This window comes from Aquimarina ulvae (genome assembly GCF_053613295.3).
Genome location: NZ_JBSIBP030000007.1, coordinates 161,327 through 182,306, shown reverse-complemented (window position 1 = coordinate 182,306; position 20,980 = coordinate 161,327). Strand labels below are relative to the sequence as shown.

Annotated in this window: 16 protein-coding genes; 6 read left to right on the top strand and 10 right to left on the bottom strand. The window is 32.7% G+C overall.

The window, feature by feature from the left end:
• Positions 1-586: 586 nt before the first annotated feature.
• From ACWGOQ_RS16220 to ACWGOQ_RS16200, 5 genes are all read right to left on the bottom strand, one after another.
• Positions 587-2,344: a serine hydrolase gene (locus tag ACWGOQ_RS16220; RefSeq protein WP_452059194.1), complete on the bottom strand. Its 1,758-nt coding sequence runs from the start codon at positions 2,342-2,344 to the stop codon at positions 587-589.
• Between the two features lie 84 nt (positions 2,345-2,428).
• Entirely contained in the window at positions 2,429-3,871 is a 1,443-nt protein-coding gene (locus tag ACWGOQ_RS16215; protein ID WP_452059193.1) for a S41 family peptidase, read from the bottom strand.
• Positions 3,872-3,932: 61 nt separating this feature from the next.
• A complete protein-coding gene (locus ACWGOQ_RS16210) occupies positions 3,933-5,000 on the bottom strand; it encodes a hypothetical protein (protein WP_452059192.1) in 1,068 nt (355 codons plus the stop codon).
• Positions 5,001-5,083: 83 nt separating this feature from the next.
• Positions 5,084-6,670 (bottom strand): serine hydrolase domain-containing protein, encoded by a 1,587-nt coding sequence (locus tag ACWGOQ_RS16205; protein WP_452059191.1) that lies wholly within the window; start codon positions 6,668-6,670, stop codon positions 5,084-5,086.
• Between the two features lie 144 nt (positions 6,671-6,814).
• Entirely contained in the window at positions 6,815-7,969 is a 1,155-nt protein-coding gene (locus ACWGOQ_RS16200) for a helix-turn-helix domain-containing protein (protein ID WP_452059190.1), read from the bottom strand.
• Positions 7,970-8,540: 571 nt separating this feature from the next.
• Here ACWGOQ_RS16200 and ACWGOQ_RS16195 point away from each other — a divergent pair.
• Positions 8,541-9,185, top strand: coding sequence for an RNA polymerase sigma factor (locus ACWGOQ_RS16195; RefSeq protein ID WP_452059189.1), 645 nt, complete (start codon positions 8,541-8,543; stop codon positions 9,183-9,185).
• A 25-nt stretch (positions 9,186-9,210) separates the two neighbouring features.
• Here the strand turns inward: ACWGOQ_RS16195 and ACWGOQ_RS16190 are convergent, their stop codons facing one another.
• On the bottom strand, positions 9,211-10,056 hold the full coding sequence (locus ACWGOQ_RS16190; protein WP_452059188.1) for a universal stress protein: 846 nt from the start codon (positions 10,054-10,056) through the stop codon (positions 9,211-9,213).
• A gap of 462 nt (positions 10,057-10,518) precedes the next feature.
• On the opposite strand from ACWGOQ_RS16190, the gene ACWGOQ_RS16185 reads away from it, so the two are divergent.
• From ACWGOQ_RS16185 to ACWGOQ_RS16165, 5 genes are all read left to right on the top strand, one after another.
• Positions 10,519-11,967 carry an arginine decarboxylase gene (locus ACWGOQ_RS16185; RefSeq protein ID WP_452059187.1) on the top strand — a complete coding sequence of 483 codons (1,449 nt, stop codon included), beginning with the start codon at positions 10,519-10,521 and terminating at the stop codon, positions 11,965-11,967.
• Positions 11,968-12,001: 34 nt separating this feature from the next.
• Entirely contained in the window at positions 12,002-12,943 is a 942-nt protein-coding gene (speB, locus tag ACWGOQ_RS16180) for an agmatinase (RefSeq protein WP_452059186.1), read from the top strand.
• On the top strand, positions 12,933-13,907 hold the full coding sequence (locus ACWGOQ_RS16175; RefSeq protein ID WP_452059185.1) for a deoxyhypusine synthase family protein: 975 nt from the start codon (positions 12,933-12,935) through the stop codon (positions 13,905-13,907). The genes speB and ACWGOQ_RS16175 overlap by 11 nt, the downstream gene beginning before the upstream one ends.
• Before the next feature lie 4 nt (positions 13,908-13,911).
• On the top strand, positions 13,912-14,226 hold the full coding sequence (locus ACWGOQ_RS16170; RefSeq protein ID WP_452059184.1) for a hypothetical protein: 315 nt from the start codon (positions 13,912-13,914) through the stop codon (positions 14,224-14,226).
• 273 nt (positions 14,227-14,499) lie between these two features.
• Entirely contained in the window at positions 14,500-14,883 is a 384-nt protein-coding gene (locus ACWGOQ_RS16165) for a hypothetical protein (protein ID WP_452059183.1), read from the top strand.
• A 107-nt stretch (positions 14,884-14,990) separates the two neighbouring features.
• Here ACWGOQ_RS16165 and corA read toward each other — a convergent pair whose 3' ends face one another.
• The 4 genes from corA to ACWGOQ_RS16145 all read right to left on the bottom strand — a co-directional run bounded on the left by corA (position 14,991) and on the right by ACWGOQ_RS16145 (position 20,952).
• A complete protein-coding gene (corA, locus tag ACWGOQ_RS16160; protein WP_452059182.1) occupies positions 14,991-16,058 on the bottom strand; it encodes a magnesium/cobalt transporter CorA in 1,068 nt (355 codons plus the stop codon).
• A gap of 236 nt (positions 16,059-16,294) precedes the next feature.
• Positions 16,295-17,044 carry a LytR/AlgR family response regulator transcription factor gene (locus ACWGOQ_RS16155; RefSeq protein WP_452059181.1) on the bottom strand — a complete coding sequence of 250 codons (750 nt, stop codon included), beginning with the start codon at positions 17,042-17,044 and terminating at the stop codon, positions 16,295-16,297.
• An 8-nt stretch (positions 17,045-17,052) separates the two neighbouring features.
• Positions 17,053-20,097 carry a ligand-binding sensor domain-containing protein gene (locus ACWGOQ_RS16150; RefSeq protein WP_452059180.1) on the bottom strand — a complete coding sequence of 1,015 codons (3,045 nt, stop codon included), beginning with the start codon at positions 20,095-20,097 and terminating at the stop codon, positions 17,053-17,055.
• A 279-nt stretch (positions 20,098-20,376) separates the two neighbouring features.
• A complete protein-coding gene (locus ACWGOQ_RS16145; RefSeq protein ID WP_452059179.1) occupies positions 20,377-20,952 on the bottom strand; it encodes a hypothetical protein in 576 nt (191 codons plus the stop codon).
• Between the last annotated feature and the right edge of the window lie 28 nt (positions 20,953-20,980).

Sequence of the window (20,980 nt, the reverse complement as noted above, 5' to 3'; positions counted from 1 at the left end):
AGTTTTTGATAAAAAAAGCGAACGTTCGCTAAATTTAATAAAATTGTATAAAATGTAAGTTCGCAAAAGATGTTATTTTCATAAAGTAATTAGGGTAGGAGATCGAAAATTATGCTGATTTTTATCTGAAAATCAATGAATTGAGTTATTGTTGACGAGTGTTTTTTTTATTTTTCTACATCTTTTTTGATTTGATAATGGACAGCATAATTCATTGTAAAAAAAATAAGTTTGATCTGTTTTTATAGAAAATAGATGTGTTTTAGATTACATCATTCTATTAAGTAGATGAAATGTAATAAGAACTAAGAAGATATTTTTAGTTCAGATTTCTAAAAAACTTAGGCTTCTTTTTTGATGCTCCTAATCTTTTATATTTAGGTTTTTGTGTAAAATTTTCTAAAAATGCATCAAGGTGTACTGTTCTGGAAAAGTTAATGCGGTTAACCCGTGTAAGCGAAATCAAGTGATTCTGCCTTTTTTAACCATAATGATGGATAAAATTGAAGTGTTGAGTTTTTTGTATTTGAAATGAATTGAAAACCTTAGGTATTCATAGGTTTTTGGAGTTCTCTAACTATTTATATCATTTTTGTTGATAGGGTAGAAAATTCGCCCATTGCCAAGGAGTGTATTTGTCTGCGATTGCATACTCTAATAATTCCTTATAAACACTTTCACCATTATCAGAATTGCTCATTATTAGAATACCTTTACCAGATTCTGGAAAAAGAATTGAATAGTGCTGGAAACCATCCCCGTGGCCAGCTTTAGACACTGCCTTACCGTAAGGTGTTTCTAGATAAATCCATCCCAAACCACAGCTTAATTTAATATCATCATATTTGTTTGTTTTTGTTTTGGAACCAGGTCCAAAGTGGTTCATTGACTGAATTGTTATCTGAGGACTAAAAATCTCCTTGTACGAAGCTTTGCGTAAGAGTTTTTGGTTAAGTATGGCAGTTAAAAACTTTGTGTAATCTGATGCAGTGGTTTCTAGTGTACTGCCCGCTCTGGGTTCGTTGTCAGTATCTTTTTTATATAGTTGTCCATCTTTTTTGTGTCCAAAAGCAACGTCTTTTTCAAACCTGATTTTCCATTGATATGAAGAATTTGTCATTTTCAATGGCTTAAAAATAATATCTTGAGCAAGCTCTTCTAAACCTTTACCTGTTAGTTTTTCTAGAACGACTTGTAAGTATACAAAACCTTCACCGCTATAATGATACGCCGTGCCTGGTTCAAAATTCACCTTTAATTTTCTGTCTGATTCGAAAAATCGCCAATTTGCAAACCCCGTAGTATGTGCCAGGCACATACGTGCAGTTATTTTATGATAAAGACTATCAGTTTTTAGATCAGAATAGTTATCATGCCAACGGGTCAAAGGTTTATATTCATATATTTTTTTTGGAAGATATGATTCTAAAGGGGTGTCTAAATCAATAATGTTATCCTCAGCTAGCTTCATTACCAATATACTAAACACCGCTTTACTCAACGACGCTCCATAAATATTCGTAGAATCGGTTAGTTTACGTTTTTTTGAGAAATCCTTGTAGCCAAAAGTATTTTGATATACAGGGTATTTGTGATTGAAGATCGTAACAGCAAGTCCTTGTACCGGAGCATCTGTCATTAGCTGATGGATCTTGTCGGTTATAGAATCTTTGGCAATTACTGTTCCATCGATACGAGTAATTGTATTGGTCTTCTGGGCTGTACAGCTTTGTATCGCCATACATAAAAGTAGTAATAAGATAGCATTAACTGTAGTTTTTTTCTTGCTTTTTAAAAATGGTATGGACAATGGATAATAACATTTGTGGTCTTTTACTGCATAAATAATGTTAATGATTACAATTAAAACGCAAATAGGGATTACTGAAATGAAAATTAAAAATCCCCATTTTTGTATAGTCAATAATGCGATAAAAGAAAATGCATACAGTAACAATACACTAATATGAAAATTAATAATCTTAGCGCCGTGTCTATCATACAGAGCGTTATCTTCTCGTTTGTGAATCCACAAAAAAAGCGGAAAAAGCACGTTACAAAAGGGGATTATGAAACCTAATAAAGGAGTAGCATGTAAAAGTAATAACCATTTTTTTTGAATCGATTCTTCTTTTGGATTTTCTAAAACTAATAAATCATTGACCTCAATGCCTAATCCATCAGCAAGTAGTTTTACCGTTTGTAAATGTGGATTCACAGCACCTTTCTCAATACGCTTTATAGTTCTGACAGTTACATGAGTACTTTGGGACAATTGTTCTTGTGTGAAACCCTTTAGTTTTCGTTGATACACTAAATTTTTACCTACTGAATTTGATTCCATAACATTTTGTTTAATTACATTACAAATTTATAGCTATTCAGTCGTATTTAAGGTGACATTTAGGTGTCACCTGGATGTCATTTTCTATTTTTTCAATAATCTTAGAACAAAATCCATCTCATTATCCTTTTTTTCGATCCATTTATCTAAGGTTGGATAGATATTAAAATCCGGAATAGTACCTCTTCCAAAATTCTTGTTCAAATCCACTGCATTCGTATATTTTTGTAATGGTATGGTAATAGACATATTCCCTTCTATTGGAGTTTCAGGTATCATTCCGCTAGTATTTCCCTGAAATCCACCACCTGTTTCCTGTCCTATAACTTTAGCGATGTTATTTGCAGAAAGGATTGCCACAAAATCACTACAGGATGACATGCATAAACCATTAGTAAGTATATATACTTCTCCTTTATAGTTGTTTTTAAGGGGATTTTGAACCTCGTAGTAATCAAATTCATTAGTTTGCTTGGCTTTTTTCCAATGGTATGAGTCCCCCACTTTTATAGGTTTTTTGTAAAATAAGCGGTATACACCAGTTATTTGCTCTGCAGTTTTCTCCGTTACTTCTATTTTTTCCCAATATCTAAAGGGTTTGTTAAAAAAATGACGTGCCAAAAAAACAGCATTGCCATCGGTTCCTCCAGAGTTATATCTTACATCTATCACCAATTTCTTGATCCCCTGATTTTTAAGATCCTTGAAAACATTTTTAATATATTTTCTAAAATTCTGTCCATTTTGTTTTATCATGGTTTTAGCAAAGGAGCGAATTTTTAGAAATGCTATATCCTCTTCAATTTGAAATTGTAATTGCTTTTTATTGAAGCCTAGCTGAGATTGAAATGAGGGGAAAGCTTGCTTACCAACTCCATCAAGCTGATAAGTTTTAATTTCATCATTGATCTTAACGTGAAGTTTATAAGAAGTCTCACATTCAATAATACTTTGATACCAAAATGAAAACCGGTGATTGAGCAGAAGTATTTTCAATGTTTTGTTATAACCATCCGATGGGACAGCATTTAATAAGGTCTCTAATATTTCAGAAATTGATTTTCCGTTGATAGAGATAAGTTCACTTCTAATAGGTAACTCGTCATTTTCTGAGAGATTTTCTGTGATAAAAACTTTCTTAGTTTCATCAATGAATATATTTATAGGAAGTAGTTTGTACGTTTTATCTAAATAATTAGTATAGTTTTCGGACAAATTTATCGAGGTATGTAGACAACCAATCTTCGCAAATAAAGGTTTTAACTTTCTGTAATACTCCAAAGATGTTAATGAATCTGTTATGGTTTGGGTAGTATTTTTTATAATCCTATCAAAAACCCGTTTACTTGTATATCTATAAAAACCAGGATGGGCTTTTACTACTCCTGTCATAAGTTCTTTTGTCCAAACTTTTAAGCTGTCTGCAGAATATTTCTCAACAGGATCGAGTACTTGATCTTGAGCAGTACCATTAAAAACAGACCCTAGTTGTAAGATTAGGATTGAATACAATACTATATGATTCATACTTATATATTTGTAATTGATGTGAGATTATAAATAAATCACTAGATGGCTTATGGTGTGTTCAATACCATCTGTCTGACAAATAAAGATTCATCCCTGTCTGTTTTTGAACGCGTACCAACGGATCTCTTAATTCATAAGGCCTAACGTGTATCGTTTTTCTAAGCATATTTGTTTTTGTCAATGTTGATTTTGAAGGAGCATCCAAGACTCCATAAGTCGGTTTTGATCTATCATACTTGACGGTAAGATACCAATCATCGATTGTGGCAAATTCATATGGAGAAATTTGACCATTTTTTAGAGCATTCTCTAATTCAGGCTTTAGATGGATATAAAGAACATCTTTTTTATTGTAGGAAGTTGAAATGGAATTGTGGTGGCTTATGATTGTTGACGTCCAGTAATTATTTCCTATAAATCTTTCGCCTGGGTATCCATATGCCGAAATAATATCGGATAGTTCAGCCATTTGTTTCTCGCTATGAGGAGCAAATTTTTTCTCAGCATACCTTTTATGTGCTTTTGAGTTAAATCTGAATAATGCTTTGAACGCTTTCCATTGATCTTTTGAATACATTTTTTTTACACGATTCCGTATGTATTGATGTAGTGTGGATTCATATTTGTTTCGAAGACTATCGTAGTTTTTTTCAATCAACTTGAAATCATTTTCTTTTTGAAACGATTTCAAGTATGTATTCTTTTTTATAGATTTCATTTTCCATCCAGTAAGTATTCCTCGTTTTAAATACTCAAAACCTTTTAGTTTATTATCTAAATAAAACGCCAACTGTGAAGCAACCTGATACTCTCTTATAAATATAAATTGGTAGTGGTTGAAAAGCTTTTCATAAATTTGGAGTGCATCTTTATATTGTTCGGATGCTATAAGAGTTTCTGCTTCAATTACTTGTTTGTGATATATTGTATAATCTTGTTTGGTGTTTTTTAACGGTGTAATACTCGGTGCTTTTGGGGTAAATTGATTACTAATTTCAGAGGAGTCCTGAGGTTTTTTTACTGGATTGAATTTTTTATTCTGGGCATTAATATGAATTACAATGAATATATTTGTCAATATCAGGATTATCAGATTGTTGCTTTTCATAGAAATCAACGTTGCCATTTTGGCTAACTATTAAAAAGAGGATTCTTAGTATTATTTCTATAAAGACGTGGTTATTTATAAAATAGTTGCACTAAATCAGATTATTTAATCTTTTGAAATCGAACGTTTTGAATTCTGCCAGATGTCAAAAATAACTCCGAGATCAGCTTGTTTTCATTTGTTTTGAAAATGATTTTATAATTATAATCATTGATAATCATTTCTTTGGGTGATATCAGGATCGCATTCATTTTTCTTTTCCCACTTGCAACCTCATAGTTTACACCAGAAATATATTTAATAGAAAGTTTTACTTCTGTTTCTTTATTTAAAAAAGTTCCAAGTACCGATGCAAAGTCAACAGTACTGAAATCATTATTTTTTCTAGTAAGTGTAAAAGGCTTGGTTTGCGTATAGTAGGCAGTGACCTGCATTTCATCATTTTGGTTTTTTGTAAATTCTTGCTTGAAAGGAGCGTCATTCCATTGCTGAAAAATGTTATCCGCTTCTCTGATTAATTTGGTGTCGTTTCTTCCAGAACGCAGCAAATACAGATCTCCTTCTTTTTCTACAAATTGCCATATCGTATTATCTAATTGATAAACACCAATAATATCTTTTATTGTTATATATGCCCCTATTCTTTCAGGGATCAATTGAATGTCTTCTGAATTAGATTTTATATCTATTAGAATATCAGCACTGCGCAACGTCTGAGACATTGGATCGGTTTTGCCACTATTGGTTAAGGTTACTATCGTTACATTTTGTTCTATAAATCTGGTAGTGATCGCTTTCCAGGCACCTGTGGAGCCTTTGTGGTATTTGTAAGGGAGATCTTTATATTTTGCAAACGCTAAACCATAACCATATTTTTTATTGGAAGTGCCAGGAAGTAAGGATTGACTTTTTTCTAATAAAGCCTTCGAAAATCGTTTGTTTTGTTTGGTTTGAAGAATTTGTTCCCAGGTTAATTGATCTTGTAGTGTGGAGAAAATGTTACCGTCTCCATAAATATTCCAGATCCAATCATATCCAAACCAGGTGTCAAAGTTGAAATATGGCTTGGCAACGGGTTCTTTGATTGATTTGTAATTAGAGATGAATGAAGTGTTGGGCATTTGTAAATCTTTAAACATTTGATCGGTATACGTTATAAAAGAAGTTTTAGCAACTTTAGTAATAATCTCAGCTAATAATATGTAGTTAGAATTGCTATAAGAATAACTCGATCCAGGTTCAAAATTTAATGCTGTTTGTTTATGCAACAACGATATAGCATCTTCCATATTGTAAGTGTGTTTCCACCAGGTAATACCTTGTAAAGACCATAAATCATAAACATCCCTGATACCACTTGTATGGTTTAATAGATGAGCGATCTTGATTTTTGATTTTATTTTTGGAAATAATTTAGGGAAAAATATTCTGATGTCATTATCAAGACTTAATTTATCATCTTCAATTAAACTCAACACAGCTAAAGCAGTAAATTGTTTTCCATTAGAAGCAATATTGAATCGGGACTTTTCATCAATCATTATGCTGTCGTTTAGATCAGCATATCCTACATATTTTTCATAAAGTATCTTACCCTCTTTTACAACACCTACGGCAACTCCAGGAGCACCTTTGGGTACATCCCTGGTCGTAATAGAGTCAAGTTTTGTTTGTTGAAAGGTTGTCAATTGTTGGGTGTTTTGACAAAATGTTATATATGGAAACAGTAGTAGAGAAAAATAGTAAAACGATGATTTCATGACGTTAATTTTAAACAAAAATGCCTAATAGATGCTCGATAAGCGCTTCAAATCAAGATGTGAGACCTTGTTTTAAGGCAATTTCAAGAGAAACTCTTTCGGAGTGTATGAAGTGTGCTTCTTAAATGCTCTATTAAATGTAGCTTTAGAATTAAATCCACATTCGAGAGCGATGCCTAATAGTGTTTTGGTATTTTGCTCTCCTGATTTCATCTTTTCAATAACCGCTTCTATTCGATAATGATTTACGAAATCATTAAAATTCATTTGAAATCCCTGATTGATAAGGTTGGAAATTGCTTTTGGATGCGTATCCATTTCTAAAGCTACATCCGATAAGGTGAGTGTTGGGTTCTGATACAACTTGTTTAAAAGTATACGTTTTTCAAGCCTGGCTTTTATACCTTCAAGATTTTCCTTGGGAGGTTGTACGCGCGTTTGTTTTTTAGATGATTGTAGCGATGTTTCAGGCTTTGCCTTTTGTATCGGAACAGAAGATTTTACTGTATTCGAGTAACCGCTTAGCGCAATAAAATAAAAAAGGATAGCAAAACATACATAGTACCAAAACTTACTGCCAAATTCGCCCCATTCTGGATTCAAGACAAAATATAAAATCCTAAGTATGAGCAGTGCTAGAAAAGCAAGGAAAAAATGTTGAATCCATCTGAAAAGAACTGAATTTGCAAAACTGACCGTTTCGAACGCAGTTTTTTTGTATTTGGTGTAATAGCATAAACTAACAATCAAATAAAATACCATAGAAATCCATCCTGCAACTTGATACCACAAATCGAAGTCTTTATCTCTTCCATCTGCATAAAAGTAATACTCAGATAGCACTAATTTATCGGTGATAAAAATAATTAGGCTGTATAGTAAGTATAGAAATGCGGGTACAAAATGAATCCATTGATTTCTAGAAAACCTGAAAGATTGATTTAAAAGGCTTTGTGTATAAATATACAATACAGGTCCTATCAAGAATAGTTGTTGGAAAGGAATAAAAAAAAGAATCTCCCGATAGGTTTTTTGAGAATACCAATTGGCATAACCTAACATAAAGGGAGCGATATAAAGACAGCCTAAAAAAATAAACAGGCTTAACCAAGTGCTAGAAATACTGCTGTTTTTGATCCCTTTTTGTAAAAGTAATAATGAAAATACGATCCCTTGACAAAAGAAAATAAGCAATATGGAACTTTTGGGACCGAAATTAAATAGCATATGGAAGCCTAATTTTCTTTTAAAGTTTTTTAAATTTTTACATGAAATAGTAAAGGTATTAAAATTGAATAGTATTTGAATGTTATTGTAAAGTTGTCTTAGAACAAGTTTATAATATTTTGTTTTATAAAATAAAACGTAGAATTATTTTATTGAGATCCACCTTATTGTGAAATTTTAAGGCCTTTCAATGTAGAATAATCATACATTATTTAGGTGTTCTCTCTAACAAATAGTTGCTTCTTAGATTACTTTTAGGGTTATTGTCCTAAAGAACCCAAAACTTAATTCATAAAGAATCAACCAACGCTATTTCTTCTAGGGTAAGGAAACAATTTGCTAATACCGTTTTGAAAGGATCAAAAAAATAGCGCAAGTGTTTTTCAAGAATTTACCAGAATTAGAAGATATTTCTTATGGTTTTTATAAGCTGGTCGTGTAATTCCAACCTATGTAGAGTCAATTTACAAATTCAGTTGCTCATTCTTTGACATTGATGTACTAGAACGCTCGTATATACTTTTACTAAATGACATGCATAATTAGGTTGCAATTTTGTTATATTTAGCAGATGGATAATGGAATTGATATGGACGCTGGTGAAGATTTATTTTCAATACCCGAAGAAAAGAAATCGAGTAATCTTGTTAAACAAGCCAAATGTTTAACAGATGAGGAGTTGGTTGATAAAATAAAAGAATTGGATAACCCACTCTTTTTTGGAGTATTGTATGAAAGATACTATAAAAAAGTTTATTATAAATGCTTTAGTTTTGTAAAGAATGAAGATGAGGCAGAGGACCTCACTCAAGAAGTTTTTATAAAATTACATCATAAAATTAGTGGATTTCAGGGGCGTGCAAAATTTTCTACCTGGTTGTATGTTTTTACTTATAACTTTTGTGTCAATTATGTTTGCCGGGACAAAGAAAAAAACGTGTCGAGTCTTGCCAAGAGGATAGAAAATAATGAATATAAAATATCATCCGAGGAATCTGATTTGGATGAGAATTTTTTCGAAATCAAGATGTCCCAATTAGAAAAAGCTTTAGAGATGATAAGTCCAGAAGATAAGGCGATACTCATGCTAAAATATCACGATAACGTATCTGTAAAAGAATTACAAGTGTTATTTGGTATCAACGAAAGTGCCTTAAAAATGCGATTAAAAAGAGCTAGAATAAAGGCTGTCGAAGCGCATAATAAAATTTACTAAAGAAGCCATTTAGGTTATAGTAAAGTTATTTTATATTAAATTCCTGTAATATTAACAAAGGTAATGGACTATTAAAACTTATCTTATTTACCACATCTTCCTCTACCAACTTTTGGAAAAAATTGTGCTTGTGATGAATCAGAGCTATCAGATCACTTTCTGTATGTTTCGCAAAATCTTTTAATGCATTTGTCTCAGATGTTTCGACATCAATTTTACAGAAGATATAATCTAAGCCATCGAATAGTTTTTTAAGTGTTTCTTTATTCTCCTTTTGAGGAGCCGTTAAATACTCTTCCTGCATGATTCTTGCAATATTTATTTTGGCATTATTGGTTACTACAATATCGATCAAAGGAGTTAATTCCTCTCTTACAAAAGCTCGTTTGAAATTCGTAGAAAACGATACTAGCGAAGGTGATTTTGGAATAAAACTTTTTGGTACCACAATTATGGGGCAGTTTTCAATACCATTAATGACGTTGACTGCATTACTACCCAGAAACACTTCTTTACTGCCTTTTGCTCCTTTAGTTCCCATAACGATGTAATCAATTTTATTAGAAATAATAGCAGCGTTCATAGCCTTAACCAATGTGCCAATTTTAGAAATACCTTCAAAATAGTGGAGATCATTGTTGTTTTCTTTCTCAGCAATATGCACAAACTCTTTCAATCCCTGTTCTTCTTCACCAGACATTTCGTCAAGTATAGAAGTATGTTGCTCTGAGCTTAATAGATTTGAAGAACTACTAAGGTAAACGTGCAATAAATAAAACGTAGTGGTTTGACTAAAAAATAATGATTTAGCATAGTTTAATGCATTGTATGCGTCATCTGAAAAATCTATAGGGATTAAAATATGTTTCATTGCAGTCGTGTTTTGACTTTTATTAAATGTACAAAATTAAATACCATAAACACATAAATTAGATGTAAGATGTTGCATGTTGTGACGCCAAATGAATATGTAAATAACTCGTATGTAGTGATTTAAAAAAATTCAAAAAAAAATTCAAAAAAAGTTTTTAATACTACTTTTTTATTACATTTGATTTTATAAATGGGTCATTTAATTAAGACGCATTGCCTACAAAAATGAAAACTTATTTCAGATTCGGGTCTAGGAGGATTAGGAAGTCTGCTCCAAAAACTGCCTCAGGGATGGGGAACCGAATTCTCAGGCTGACTTCTAGAATTCATACAACATTTTTGCTCTTAGAGCCCAAAATGTTTATTCCTGCCACTATTTTTATTTTTCTTATCTGATTTTTTAGAATTATTTCCCTACAAATAGGCTTAAAAAACATTCTAAAATATTTATTTTTAAACAATGAAAACCAAATATATTGATCTGATCGATCAAACTTTTTATTTCCCGCAGGAAGAGTTTACTTTACAGCATAACGAACTGCATTTCCACGGTGTCGACTTAATGGCCTTGATAGCAAAGTATGGAGCTCCATTAAAATTCACGTATCTCCCAAAAATATCTGAGAATATTAATAGGGCGAAAGCGTGGTTTGATACTGCTATGAAAGCAACTAATTATGCAGGTAATTATCATTATTGTTATTGTACCAAAAGTTCTCATTTTAATCACGTATTGAATGAAGCTTTAAAAAATGATATACATATAGAGACCTCGTCGGCTTTTGATATAGATATTGTCGAAAATCTAAAAGCTCAGGGCAAAATTAGTAATGAAACGTATGTAATTAGTAATGGGTTTAAACGTGATAGGTATGTTAAAAATATTGCTCGATTAATTAACAATGGGCATCATAACTGCATCCCTATTATTGATAATTATGAAGAACTCAATTTATTATGTGACGAGATCGAGAAAGATTTTCAGGTAGGTATCAGGATCGCTTCAGAAGAAGAACCTAAGTTCGAATTCTACACCTCACGCTTAGGAATAGGATATAAAAATATCGTACCATTTTATAATGATCAAATAAAAGGAAATGCAAAGGTAAAACTTAAAATGCTTCATTTCTTTATCAATACAGGAATCAGAGATACTGCGTATTATTGGAATGAATTATTAAAATGCCTAAAAGTATATATCAATCTCAAAAAGATTTGCCCTAGTTTAGATAGTTTGAATATAGGAGGAGGTTTCCCTATTAAAAATTCTTTGGCATTTGACTACGATTATCAATATATGATTAGTGAAATTGTAAATCAAATTCAAAAAGCTTGTGAAGAAGCAAGAGTAGATGTCCCAAATATCTTTACCGAGTTTGGAAGTTTTACAGTAGGTGAAAGTGGTGGAGCTATCTATGAGGTGCTATATCAAAAGCAACAAAATGATCGCGAAAAATGGAATATGATCAATTCATCTTTCATAACCACTATGCCTGATACTTGGGCAATAAATAAACGTTTTGTAATGTTGGCAGTGAATCGATGGGATCAGGAATACGAACGCGTATTACTTGGCGGACTTACTTGCGATAGTGATGATTATTACAATTCAGAGCAGCATATGAATGCAATATACCTTCCTAAATATAAAAAAGAAAAGCCATTATATATTGGGTTTTTTAATACAGGTGCGTATCAGGAAACGATCGGTGGTTTTGGAGGGTTACAGCACTGCCTAATTCCTCAGCCTAAACACATTTTAATTGATCGTGATGAATATAATAACATAACCACTAAGGTTTTTGCACCACAACAGACATCGGAGCAGCTATTGTCAATTCTTGGATATCAAAATGATATACCCAAGAATCAATCTGAGTCGTTTGATAAAGAAACACTTTTACAATGAAAATAATCCATTTAATTTAAGTATCACATCAAAAATGAAAACTAACAAAACATATGCTGGTATTGACGAACAATACGCTAGCTATGAGAAATCCAAAGTAGTATTGATCCCCGTTCCTTATGATAAAACAAGTACTTGGGGAAAAGGAGCCGATAAAGGTCCAGAAGCGTTTCTACAAGCTTCTGAAAACATGGAGCTTTATGATATAGAAACTAATACAGAGGTTTATAAACAAGGTGTTTACCTCACGGATGAGGTGACCGAGAACAGTTCACCCGGTTCAATGGTGTCGGCTGTTCATCAGTTGGTAAAAACCAATATCAAACGTAATAAATTTGTTACGATGGTTGGAGGCGAACACTCTGTTTCTATTGGAGCCATACGGGCATTTAATGAGTGTTATGATGATTTAACGGTTTTGCAGATCGATGCGCACGCCGACTTGAGAAAAGAATATAACGGTTCACCATATAATCATGCGTGCGCTTTATACGAAGCGAACGAAAATACCAATTTGGTTCAGGTAGGCATACGAAGCATGGATGTTTCTGAAAAGTCTGTCATGAATGAAGATAATGTGTTCTTTGCACACGATATGGCGACCGATGATTATTGGATGGATAAAGTGATCGATATACTGGGAGACAAGGTTTATATCACTTTCGATCTGGACGCGCTGGATCCTTCTATTTTACCTAGTACAGGAACACCAGAACCAGGAGGATTGTTTTGGTATGAGACATTGGAGTTTCTGAAAAAAGTGTTTGAAGAAAAAAATGTGGTAGGATTTGATATTGTAGAATTATGTCCAAACCAAATTGACAAATCCTCTGATTTTCTTGTAGCTAAACTTTATTATAAAATGATCAGCTATAAGTTTTTAGAGAAAAATGAAAACGAAGAGAATGATAACCTTTACGCATTCCAAAAAGAACATAGTATTAATAAATTAAAATACGATCAGGATGAAGACTAAAGGAGCCATCTCTCAATTTATAGAAAAGTATTATCTTCATTTTAATGCAGCTACTGTGGTAGATGCTGCTAAATCCTACGAAGAACAAATTAATGCTGGTTCAAAAATGTTGGTGTCGCTGGCAGGAGCAATGAGTACGGCAGAATTAGGAAAGATATTTGCAGAAATGATTCGTAAAGATAAAGTTCATATCGTATCCTGTACAGGAGCAAATCTTGAAGAGGATATTATGAACCTGGTAGCTCACAGTCATTACCAAAGAGTTCCTGATTATAGGGATCTTACGCCACAGCAAGAATGGGAGTTGTTAGAAAAAGGTTTAAATCGGGTTACAGATACGTGTATACCTGAAGACGAAGCTTTTAGAAGACTGCAACAACATATTTTTAAAATCTGGAAAGATGCTGAAGAAAACGGCGAACGTTATTTTCCACATGAATTTATGTATAAAATGTTGTTATCTGGAGTATTAGAGCAGTATTACGAAATTGATATTAAAGATAGCTGGATGTATGCTGCTGCCGAAGCAAATTTACCAATGGTTGTTCCTGGATGGGAAGATAGTACGATGGGTAATATTTTTGCAAGTTATGTTATGAAAGGAGAATTGAAAGCCAGTACCATGAAATCAGGTATTGAGTATATGACATTTTTAGCAGATTGGTACACGGATAATTCTGAAAATGGAATAGGGTTTTTTCAAATCGGAGGTGGTATTGCAGGAGATTTTCCTATTTGTGTGGTGCCCATGTTATATCAGGATATGGAGCGAACAGATACACCTTTTTGGAACTATTTCTGCCAAATTAGTGATTCAACCACAAGTTATGGATCATACAGTGGTGCTGTACCGAATGAAAAAATTACCTGGGGGAAATTGGATATAAAAACTCCCAAATTTGTGATAGAATCTGATGCAACTATAGTAGCACCATTAATATTTGCTTATATATTAGACATGTAACGTTATGAAAGGATCAAGAAATAGTAATCTTAAAAAAGTAATTGTTGACTTCAAAAAGTTAAACGATGATATTCTGGATTTATTAGTAGCCAAATATCCTGATGGATATGATGAAGACGATATTATCGCCTTTAGAAATGCGCAAAATGAAATTGTAGAATGTGTAGAAGTAAAAACTGAAGACACCCTATATTTAGTGAAAGTCAGTAAACGTCTGGTAGCTGCTATGGAAGACTATGAAGAGGATAACGAGGATAGCGAGGATAGTTCCGATATGGAAATAAACGATGACATGGACGATTTGGATGATATGGAGTAGTTTAATAGGAGATGACATTTGATTCTATTATAGCTTACTATTCAAACACGAGTAAGTTTATTGGATATTCAGAAAGAAACTAGCAAGTAAGCTTGGGTACTATTCCGAATCATCATTATTACACTTTTGGATATGTTTATTCTAAAATTCATAATACTAAAAATTAAGTGACTTTTTCATAAAAACAGTGTCTTAATTAATAGGATTAACTGAATCAACAAGAAGCAATTTTAAATTTTAAATAAAACGAAAGATCTAAAAGTTTTAATAGTAATGATGATGTTATTATCAGGTAATTTCACTGTTTTTTCTCAGGAGGAAGGAGAGGAAGTGGAAGAAATTGAAGAGATCGAGGAAGTTGTAGAAGAGACTGTAACAGAAGGAACCGAAACATTTACAGGAGTTTTTGATGGATTTGAAAAAGATACTTATAGTTTCAACTACAAAAATGAGGATAACGAAGATGACTCGATATTTTTTAATGCAATCACTCCAGAGATTCTAAAAACGTATAATTTGAAGGATAAGAAGTTTATTGGAAGAAAGTTCGAAATAACTTTTGCATTTAGGTATGAAAATGAAGTTGATGAAGATGGCGATAAACAAGAGTTTGTTAAAAGAACTATCACGGGACTGAAACTTATCAACCAAATTTAAATAGCATTAGATCATTGATTTAAAGAGTGTTTTATAAACTCAGCCAAAAAAAATGCTTGCGCTTTTGCAGGCATTTTTTATTTTAACTCCTAAACGTAACTTCGTTTTTATAGCCATTTTTTTCTTTTAAAATAATATAATAATCCAAAGAAAATTAGAATCATTATTCCCCATAGTACAAAGTATCCATATTTAAATTTCAACTCAGGGATATATTCAAAGTTCATTCCATACATTCCTGCAAGAAATGTTAAAGGGATAAAGATGGAAGCGATAATGGTAAGTACCTTCATCACCTCATTCATTTTATTGCTTATGGTTGTCATATACATATCCATTAATCCCCAGATCATTTCTCGATAGATATCAATACTTTCTGAGACCTGGATAATATGATCGTATAAATCCCTTAGATAAAACTGTGTTTTATCAGTAATTAACGGGTGATCACTTTTTTCAATTCTATTTACTACCTCTCTTAAGGGGAAAACAGCTCTTCTGATTTTTAAAATTTCTCTTTTTTGGCCTTGTATATCATAGGTGATATCATCATTTGGTTTTTCTTCGAATAAATCATCTTCCAGCTCTTCAATTCTTTCGCCCATTGCCTCGATAAGATTAAAATAATTATCAACCACAGCATCCATTAATGCATATAATAAATAATCAGACCCCATAGATCGCACTCGGCCTTTTCCAGTTCGAATACGGTTTCTGATCTCATCAAAAACATCTCCGTCTGCTTCCTGAAAGGATATGACATAGTTACTGCCTAAGACAAAACTGATATGTTCGATAGCCAGTTCCTCTTCTTTATCAAAATAGAGCATTTTGAGAACCACAAAAAGATACCCTTCATACTCATCGATCTTTGGGCGTTGTTGTGTGTTTGCAATGTCCTCTAGAATAAGTGGATGTAGGTTGTAATGATCACCGATTTTTTCAATGGCTTCGGTATGATTAATTCCATTGACATTAATCCAAGTAACGGGTTCAGTTTCAGCATAAGAAAATGCTTCTTCTATTTCGTTCAGTTCTTTTTCTTCGAAAGAATCCTTATCATAATCAAAAACCTCTATGAACAAATTGCTAGACGATTTGTTTCCCGTATATACTACCGTTCCTGGAACTAAACCTGATTGCTTATTGGCGGGCGATAAAGTATTATTTGCCATATGAGTGTTTTGCGTACGTATAAGGTAATATAATTTAAAAGTCTTTACAAAATAATCATAATGCTAAAATAATCTTTGGAAATTGATTTTCATCTCTTTTTTTTAAGAACGATACTTTTATAACTTTTTTTCTTTTAATTATTTAATATTTCTCTGAAAATTTTAGTTTCAAAAAAAACTAAAAAACCACTGAATACTTGTATCAAGTGGTTGTGTATAAAATAATATGTATTTATTTATCGGTGCATACTGTCTAGGATCTCCATAACCTCGACTTTTTTACGAACAGATACTGGTACGTTTTCACCGTTTTTTAGCATAAGATAACCACCATCTGCTTTTATAAATGCGCTGATGCACTGTAAATTAATTAAGTGACTTTGATGAACCCGCAGGAATTGATAATTTTTCAGCATATCTGCAAAATACTTTAATGTTTTGGTTACAAAAACCTTTTGTCCATCTTGAAGATAAAAGATTGTGTTATTACTGTCCGATTCACAACGAACAATGTCATCTAAACTTACGATAATAATCTTATCTAAGGTGTGTAACGATATTTTGTCAGGCTTTTGTTCCGGAGCAGATAATGTGTCTTTAAGGATGTCTAAACGTTCTTTATTTGGCTGAATTTGTTGTTTTGCTTTACTAACAGCTTGTGCCAATTCTTCATTAGAATAGGGCTTTAGGACATAATCGATGGCTGCAAATTTAAAGGCTCTGATTGCATATTCATCACTAGCTGTTACAAAGATGATTTTTGATTTTAATTCAGGAAATATTTCTAATACATCAAATCCGGTTCCATCGCCCAGCATAATATCTAAGAATAGAATATCAGGTTGGCTAGTCCTAAGAGACTTTGCCGCTTCTACCACACTTCGCGCAGTATCTATAATTTTTATTTCGGGGTGATTCGTTTCCAGATCACTTTTTAAAAGTTGAAGCGCATCTGGCATGTCTTCTACAATAATTGCTGTTAGCATAGTGGTTATTAATAGTCGGTTAATAATGGTATTCTGAACGATATTTCGGTGCCGGCTACAGAGGTATCTTCTTCAAGAATTTCCTTTATTTGTAATGCATCTTTTCCTGAGATTGACTCTAGCCGTTCCCTGGTTACTGTCAGTGCCATGGATTGATGATCAGTTTTGGTTTTTGCCTTTTGAGATTGAAAAATACCCAATCCGTTATCTAATATCTTACAATGTAAGAATTCTTCATCAGTATCAAAAAATACTTTTAGTTTTCCATCTCTGTTTCCTTTCAGAATACCGTGTCTTATAGCATTTTCTACAAAAGGCTGAATGAGCATTGGTGGGATTAATACTTCTTCAGGATCAAATTCTGAGTCGATAGAGATTGAATATTCAAAAGGTTTGTTAGCCATCAATTTTTCGACTTCTATATAGTGCTTTAGTGTTTTCATTTCCTGATCAAGTGTAATATGATCCTTTCTGGAATTATAAAGGGTGTCTCTAAGAAGAGTCGCAAAGGTATTAATGGTACTGTTCATTTTTGTTGGGTTACTAGTACCCATTGCTTTTATCCCATTTAACACGTTAAAAATAAAATGTGGATTCATCTGCAGTCGCAATGCTTTCTGTTCTAAAGAGAGTAAGTGATTTTGAATTTGTAGTTTTTCCCGTTCTTCGGCATTTTTCAATTTAACTTTTCTAATGTATAAAAGCGTAATGATTGTTAGAATCAAAAGCAAAATCCCAAGCATAGTAAGTTGAAACCATATTTTCTTGTAAATCGGGCTGTCGATAAATATTTTGAAGGTAATAGGTTGACTTTCTTCCCATCTATAATTTCTGGATTGGGCAGAAAATGAATGTGCTCCATAAGCTAACCCCGCAAGGTTTTGCTTCATTTCTGAGGACCATGGACTCCACGCGGTATTGTTCAATTTATATCGATATTCTATATCATCAGGATGATCTAAATCGATAGTTTTATAGCTAAATGATAATTCAGTTTGCTCTGGAGTTAACTGTAATACATTGTTGTTCTTTGCCCATATATCTGGATTGATAGAATCCAGAGTTTGGTAGGCTATTTCAATATTTTCGAAATGTATTTCTGGTTTAACCATGGCTTTACCAATTTCTCCCGGCTCATATTTTGTAAGCCCATAGATAGCCCCAAACCATAGATTGCCCTCTCTGTCTTTGGTAATGGCATTAAGGCATGTTTCGATTCCTAAAAAACCATCATTTCTTCCAAAATGAAGAACATCCTTGATTTGATTGAGCAGGTTGATCTTTACTCGATCCACACCACGTTCTGTGCCAACCCATAGATTCTCCTCATCATCAAAAATCATTTGATAAATGTTGTTAGAGTATAAATTCTTTTCTCCGTTTAATTTTTTAAAAGAAAGGTCACCTTCTAAACTACTCCACCATATCCCTTGTCCAGCAGTTCCTAGAAATAGTTTATTGTCTTTAAAAACAAAAGAATTAATCGCAATCTTCTGATCCAGTACATTATTATGATGTGTGACTTTATTTTTTTTTATAAAACCAATACTTCCATTTTCTGTAGAATACCATATGTTGCCTTTTTCGTCGGGAGCCATATGTTTGATTTCCAGGTCTTTTATTCCTCGTTTCTTAGCAAATCTACGTACAGATCTTACTTTATGTTTTTTATAATCATACTTGAATCTTGTAATACCTGAAGAATAGGTAGCAGCCCAAATGGTATCATTGGATATATGGATAGATCGTACCCAATTTGATGATAGCCCTCGTTTTTTGTTAATGATAAAATTCTTAACTACTTTTTTAGTGAGTGTGTCTGTTTCTGACTTTTTAGAATTTTTATCAGTTACTATAATACTATCTTTAAATTTAATTTCTTTCAATAAAATACCTTTTCCTTCTGTTCCGGCCCAAATATTTCCTTTATTATCACTCGCTATAGCCTTGATTTTAATATCAGATAATCGTTTGTCTTTTGGTATTTGGTGTATCCCAGCGGTATCGATTTTTATAAGTCCTTCCTCTGAATTGGATGCCCATATTTCATCATTGAAAGTGTGAACTGCATATACTCTGTTACCTTTTAACCCGGTGTCTTGATTATAATGTGTGAAGTTGTTTTGAGAGTATTTATAAAACCCTCCGCCCGAAGTAGCAATCCATATATTGGATTGACGGTCAGAAATGCTTTTTCTAATATTAGAAACTGCCAGACCGTTTTTTTTATTTATTTTTTTCTTTAGTCGATAGCTATTTGCATCTATAACTGTAATTCCTGCATTATTCGTAGAAAACCACAAATCAGAATTAAGTATTGAAATACTATTAACGTTTAATGACTCTTGTATCCACTTATTACCGTAACTTTTGGCATTTGTGTTCAACACTAATATACCCTGATTAACTGCAGCAGCAAAAACTTTTGTTTTGTGATATAAGGCGGCAGTAAAATTATACGCACTATGTCTTACCATAATACTTGCGTCCTTTTCTATTTTACTTAGTTTCCAAAGCCCCTTATTGGTAGCTATCCAGAAAAGTCTGCCATCAAAAACAATATCGTTTACAATACTCGTATTGATTCTAGGGTCTAATTGTATTTTTTTTAATCCGGAAGAAGGGACATACACGTGAACCCCAATGTTGGTTGCTAGATAAGTTTTGTTATGGATCCTGAATATTTTGTTTATCTGCAGACCTTCGAAATTAATAAATTTCTTTTTTGTTTTGATGGAAAGCCCTCTCCTGGTTCCTATGAATAAGCTGTCATTCGAATAAAGTAATGCGTGGATGTAGTTAGATAAGAGTCCATCACCCTCGTTCCATGTTTTAAACTCATCTCCATTAAATCGACTTAAACCTCCTCCACGGGTTCCCAGCCACAAATAACCGATATCATCTTGTATAATATCATATACTTGAGATTGAGGAAGTCCGTCTTCCAGAGTATATGCTCTAAGGCCGTTATTTTGCGCAAAGAATGTATCAATAGAACCTACCCATATAAAAAAGGATATAAGTAGCACATAAGAAAAACGATTGGGGCTCATAAAACTATGGTTTGACAACAAAGATAATCAAACTGATTTTTTCGTTTCATAAACCTAATAAAATAAGGTAATAAAAGGTGTAGTTATTAAAACCGTATACAAGCAGGCAGTTTTTTGGGAAAAACAATTGGAAATAATTGGACGCGCCTGCCGTATACATTGGTTTTAAGCTGTTAATAGAAAATCTTAAAGCTTAACGCAATAGTGAAAAAAAACAGCACCAAACAGTATAACAAAATGATCGAGTAATAAATAGTATATCGCTCTTTACTTGGTATACTAATAGCTGGTGATTGCTGTATTTTTTGGAGTATTAACTTTGTTATCATTCCAGGTTATGCTTTGTTTTAGATTTACGTATTTATATTTAACTTCTGATATTTCCTTATGAAGTGTTTCAGTTTCTAATATATTCCCCTTAATACCATATTCCTGATTCGGAAACGTATATTGAGAATCTGTATCCGAATCTTCGCAATACACATTTGTCAGTTGCGGAAGTGGAATAATAGTGTCCTTGTCATCTGATACCATATAGTAGTAAGATTCTACTTGGGCACAACAAGCAAGATATTCTACTTCCATCTTAATCACCTCAGAGATCCCTTCCAGACCAGGGTTCTCTAAGGTGGTGATAAAGATGTCCTCAAAAAGTTCAATGTCGTTAAGAGTGAAAGTAGTTACGTTTTCTGAAATTCCCCCCAAACGAACCAGATTAACAATGCAAGTTGGTTGTTCTGACCCATTCTCTTTAATTTCAGTAACTGCTGCGTACTTTCCAGTATTTTGAAAACTTTGTGCTTTCATAAACTGAAATCCTAAAATTAGGATGAAAAAAACAATGATCTTTTTCATAACAGTGTATTTTGAGGTTAATTATTTT

Coding starts and splice junctions, on each gene's coding strand:
- ACWGOQ_RS16165 (WP_452059183.1), top strand. CDS start 14,500: ATGATGATGTTATTATCAGGTAATTTCACTGTTTTTTCTCAGGAGGAA.
- ACWGOQ_RS16210 (WP_452059192.1), bottom strand. CDS start 5,000: ATGGCAACGTTGATTTCTATGAAAAGCAACAATCTGATAATCCTGATA.
- speB (WP_452059186.1), top strand. CDS start 12,002: ATGAAAACTAACAAAACATATGCTGGTATTGACGAACAATACGCTAGC.
- ACWGOQ_RS16200 (WP_452059190.1), bottom strand. CDS start 7,969: ATGCTATTTAATTTCGGTCCCAAAAGTTCCATATTGCTTATTTTCTTT.
- ACWGOQ_RS16185 (WP_452059187.1), top strand. CDS start 10,519: ATGAAAACCAAATATATTGATCTGATCGATCAAACTTTTTATTTCCCG.
- ACWGOQ_RS16195 (WP_452059189.1), top strand. CDS start 8,541: ATGGATAATGGAATTGATATGGACGCTGGTGAAGATTTATTTTCAATA.
- corA (WP_452059182.1), bottom strand. CDS start 16,058: ATGGCAAATAATACTTTATCGCCCGCCAATAAGCAATCAGGTTTAGTT.
- ACWGOQ_RS16215 (WP_452059193.1), bottom strand. CDS start 3,871: ATGAATCATATAGTATTGTATTCAATCCTAATCTTACAACTAGGGTCT.
- ACWGOQ_RS16155 (WP_452059181.1), bottom strand. CDS start 17,044: ATGCTAACAGCAATTATTGTAGAAGACATGCCAGATGCGCTTCAACTT.
- ACWGOQ_RS16175 (WP_452059185.1), top strand. CDS start 12,933: ATGAAGACTAAAGGAGCCATCTCTCAATTTATAGAAAAGTATTATCTT.
- ACWGOQ_RS16220 (WP_452059194.1), bottom strand. CDS start 2,344: ATGGAATCAAATTCAGTAGGTAAAAATTTAGTGTATCAACGAAAACTA.
- ACWGOQ_RS16170 (WP_452059184.1), top strand. CDS start 13,912: ATGAAAGGATCAAGAAATAGTAATCTTAAAAAAGTAATTGTTGACTTC.
- ACWGOQ_RS16190 (WP_452059188.1), bottom strand. CDS start 10,056: ATGAAACATATTTTAATCCCTATAGATTTTTCAGATGACGCATACAAT.
- ACWGOQ_RS16150 (WP_452059180.1), bottom strand. CDS start 20,097: ATGAGCCCCAATCGTTTTTCTTATGTGCTACTTATATCCTTTTTTATA.
- ACWGOQ_RS16145 (WP_452059179.1), bottom strand. CDS start 20,952: ATGAAAAAGATCATTGTTTTTTTCATCCTAATTTTAGGATTTCAGTTT.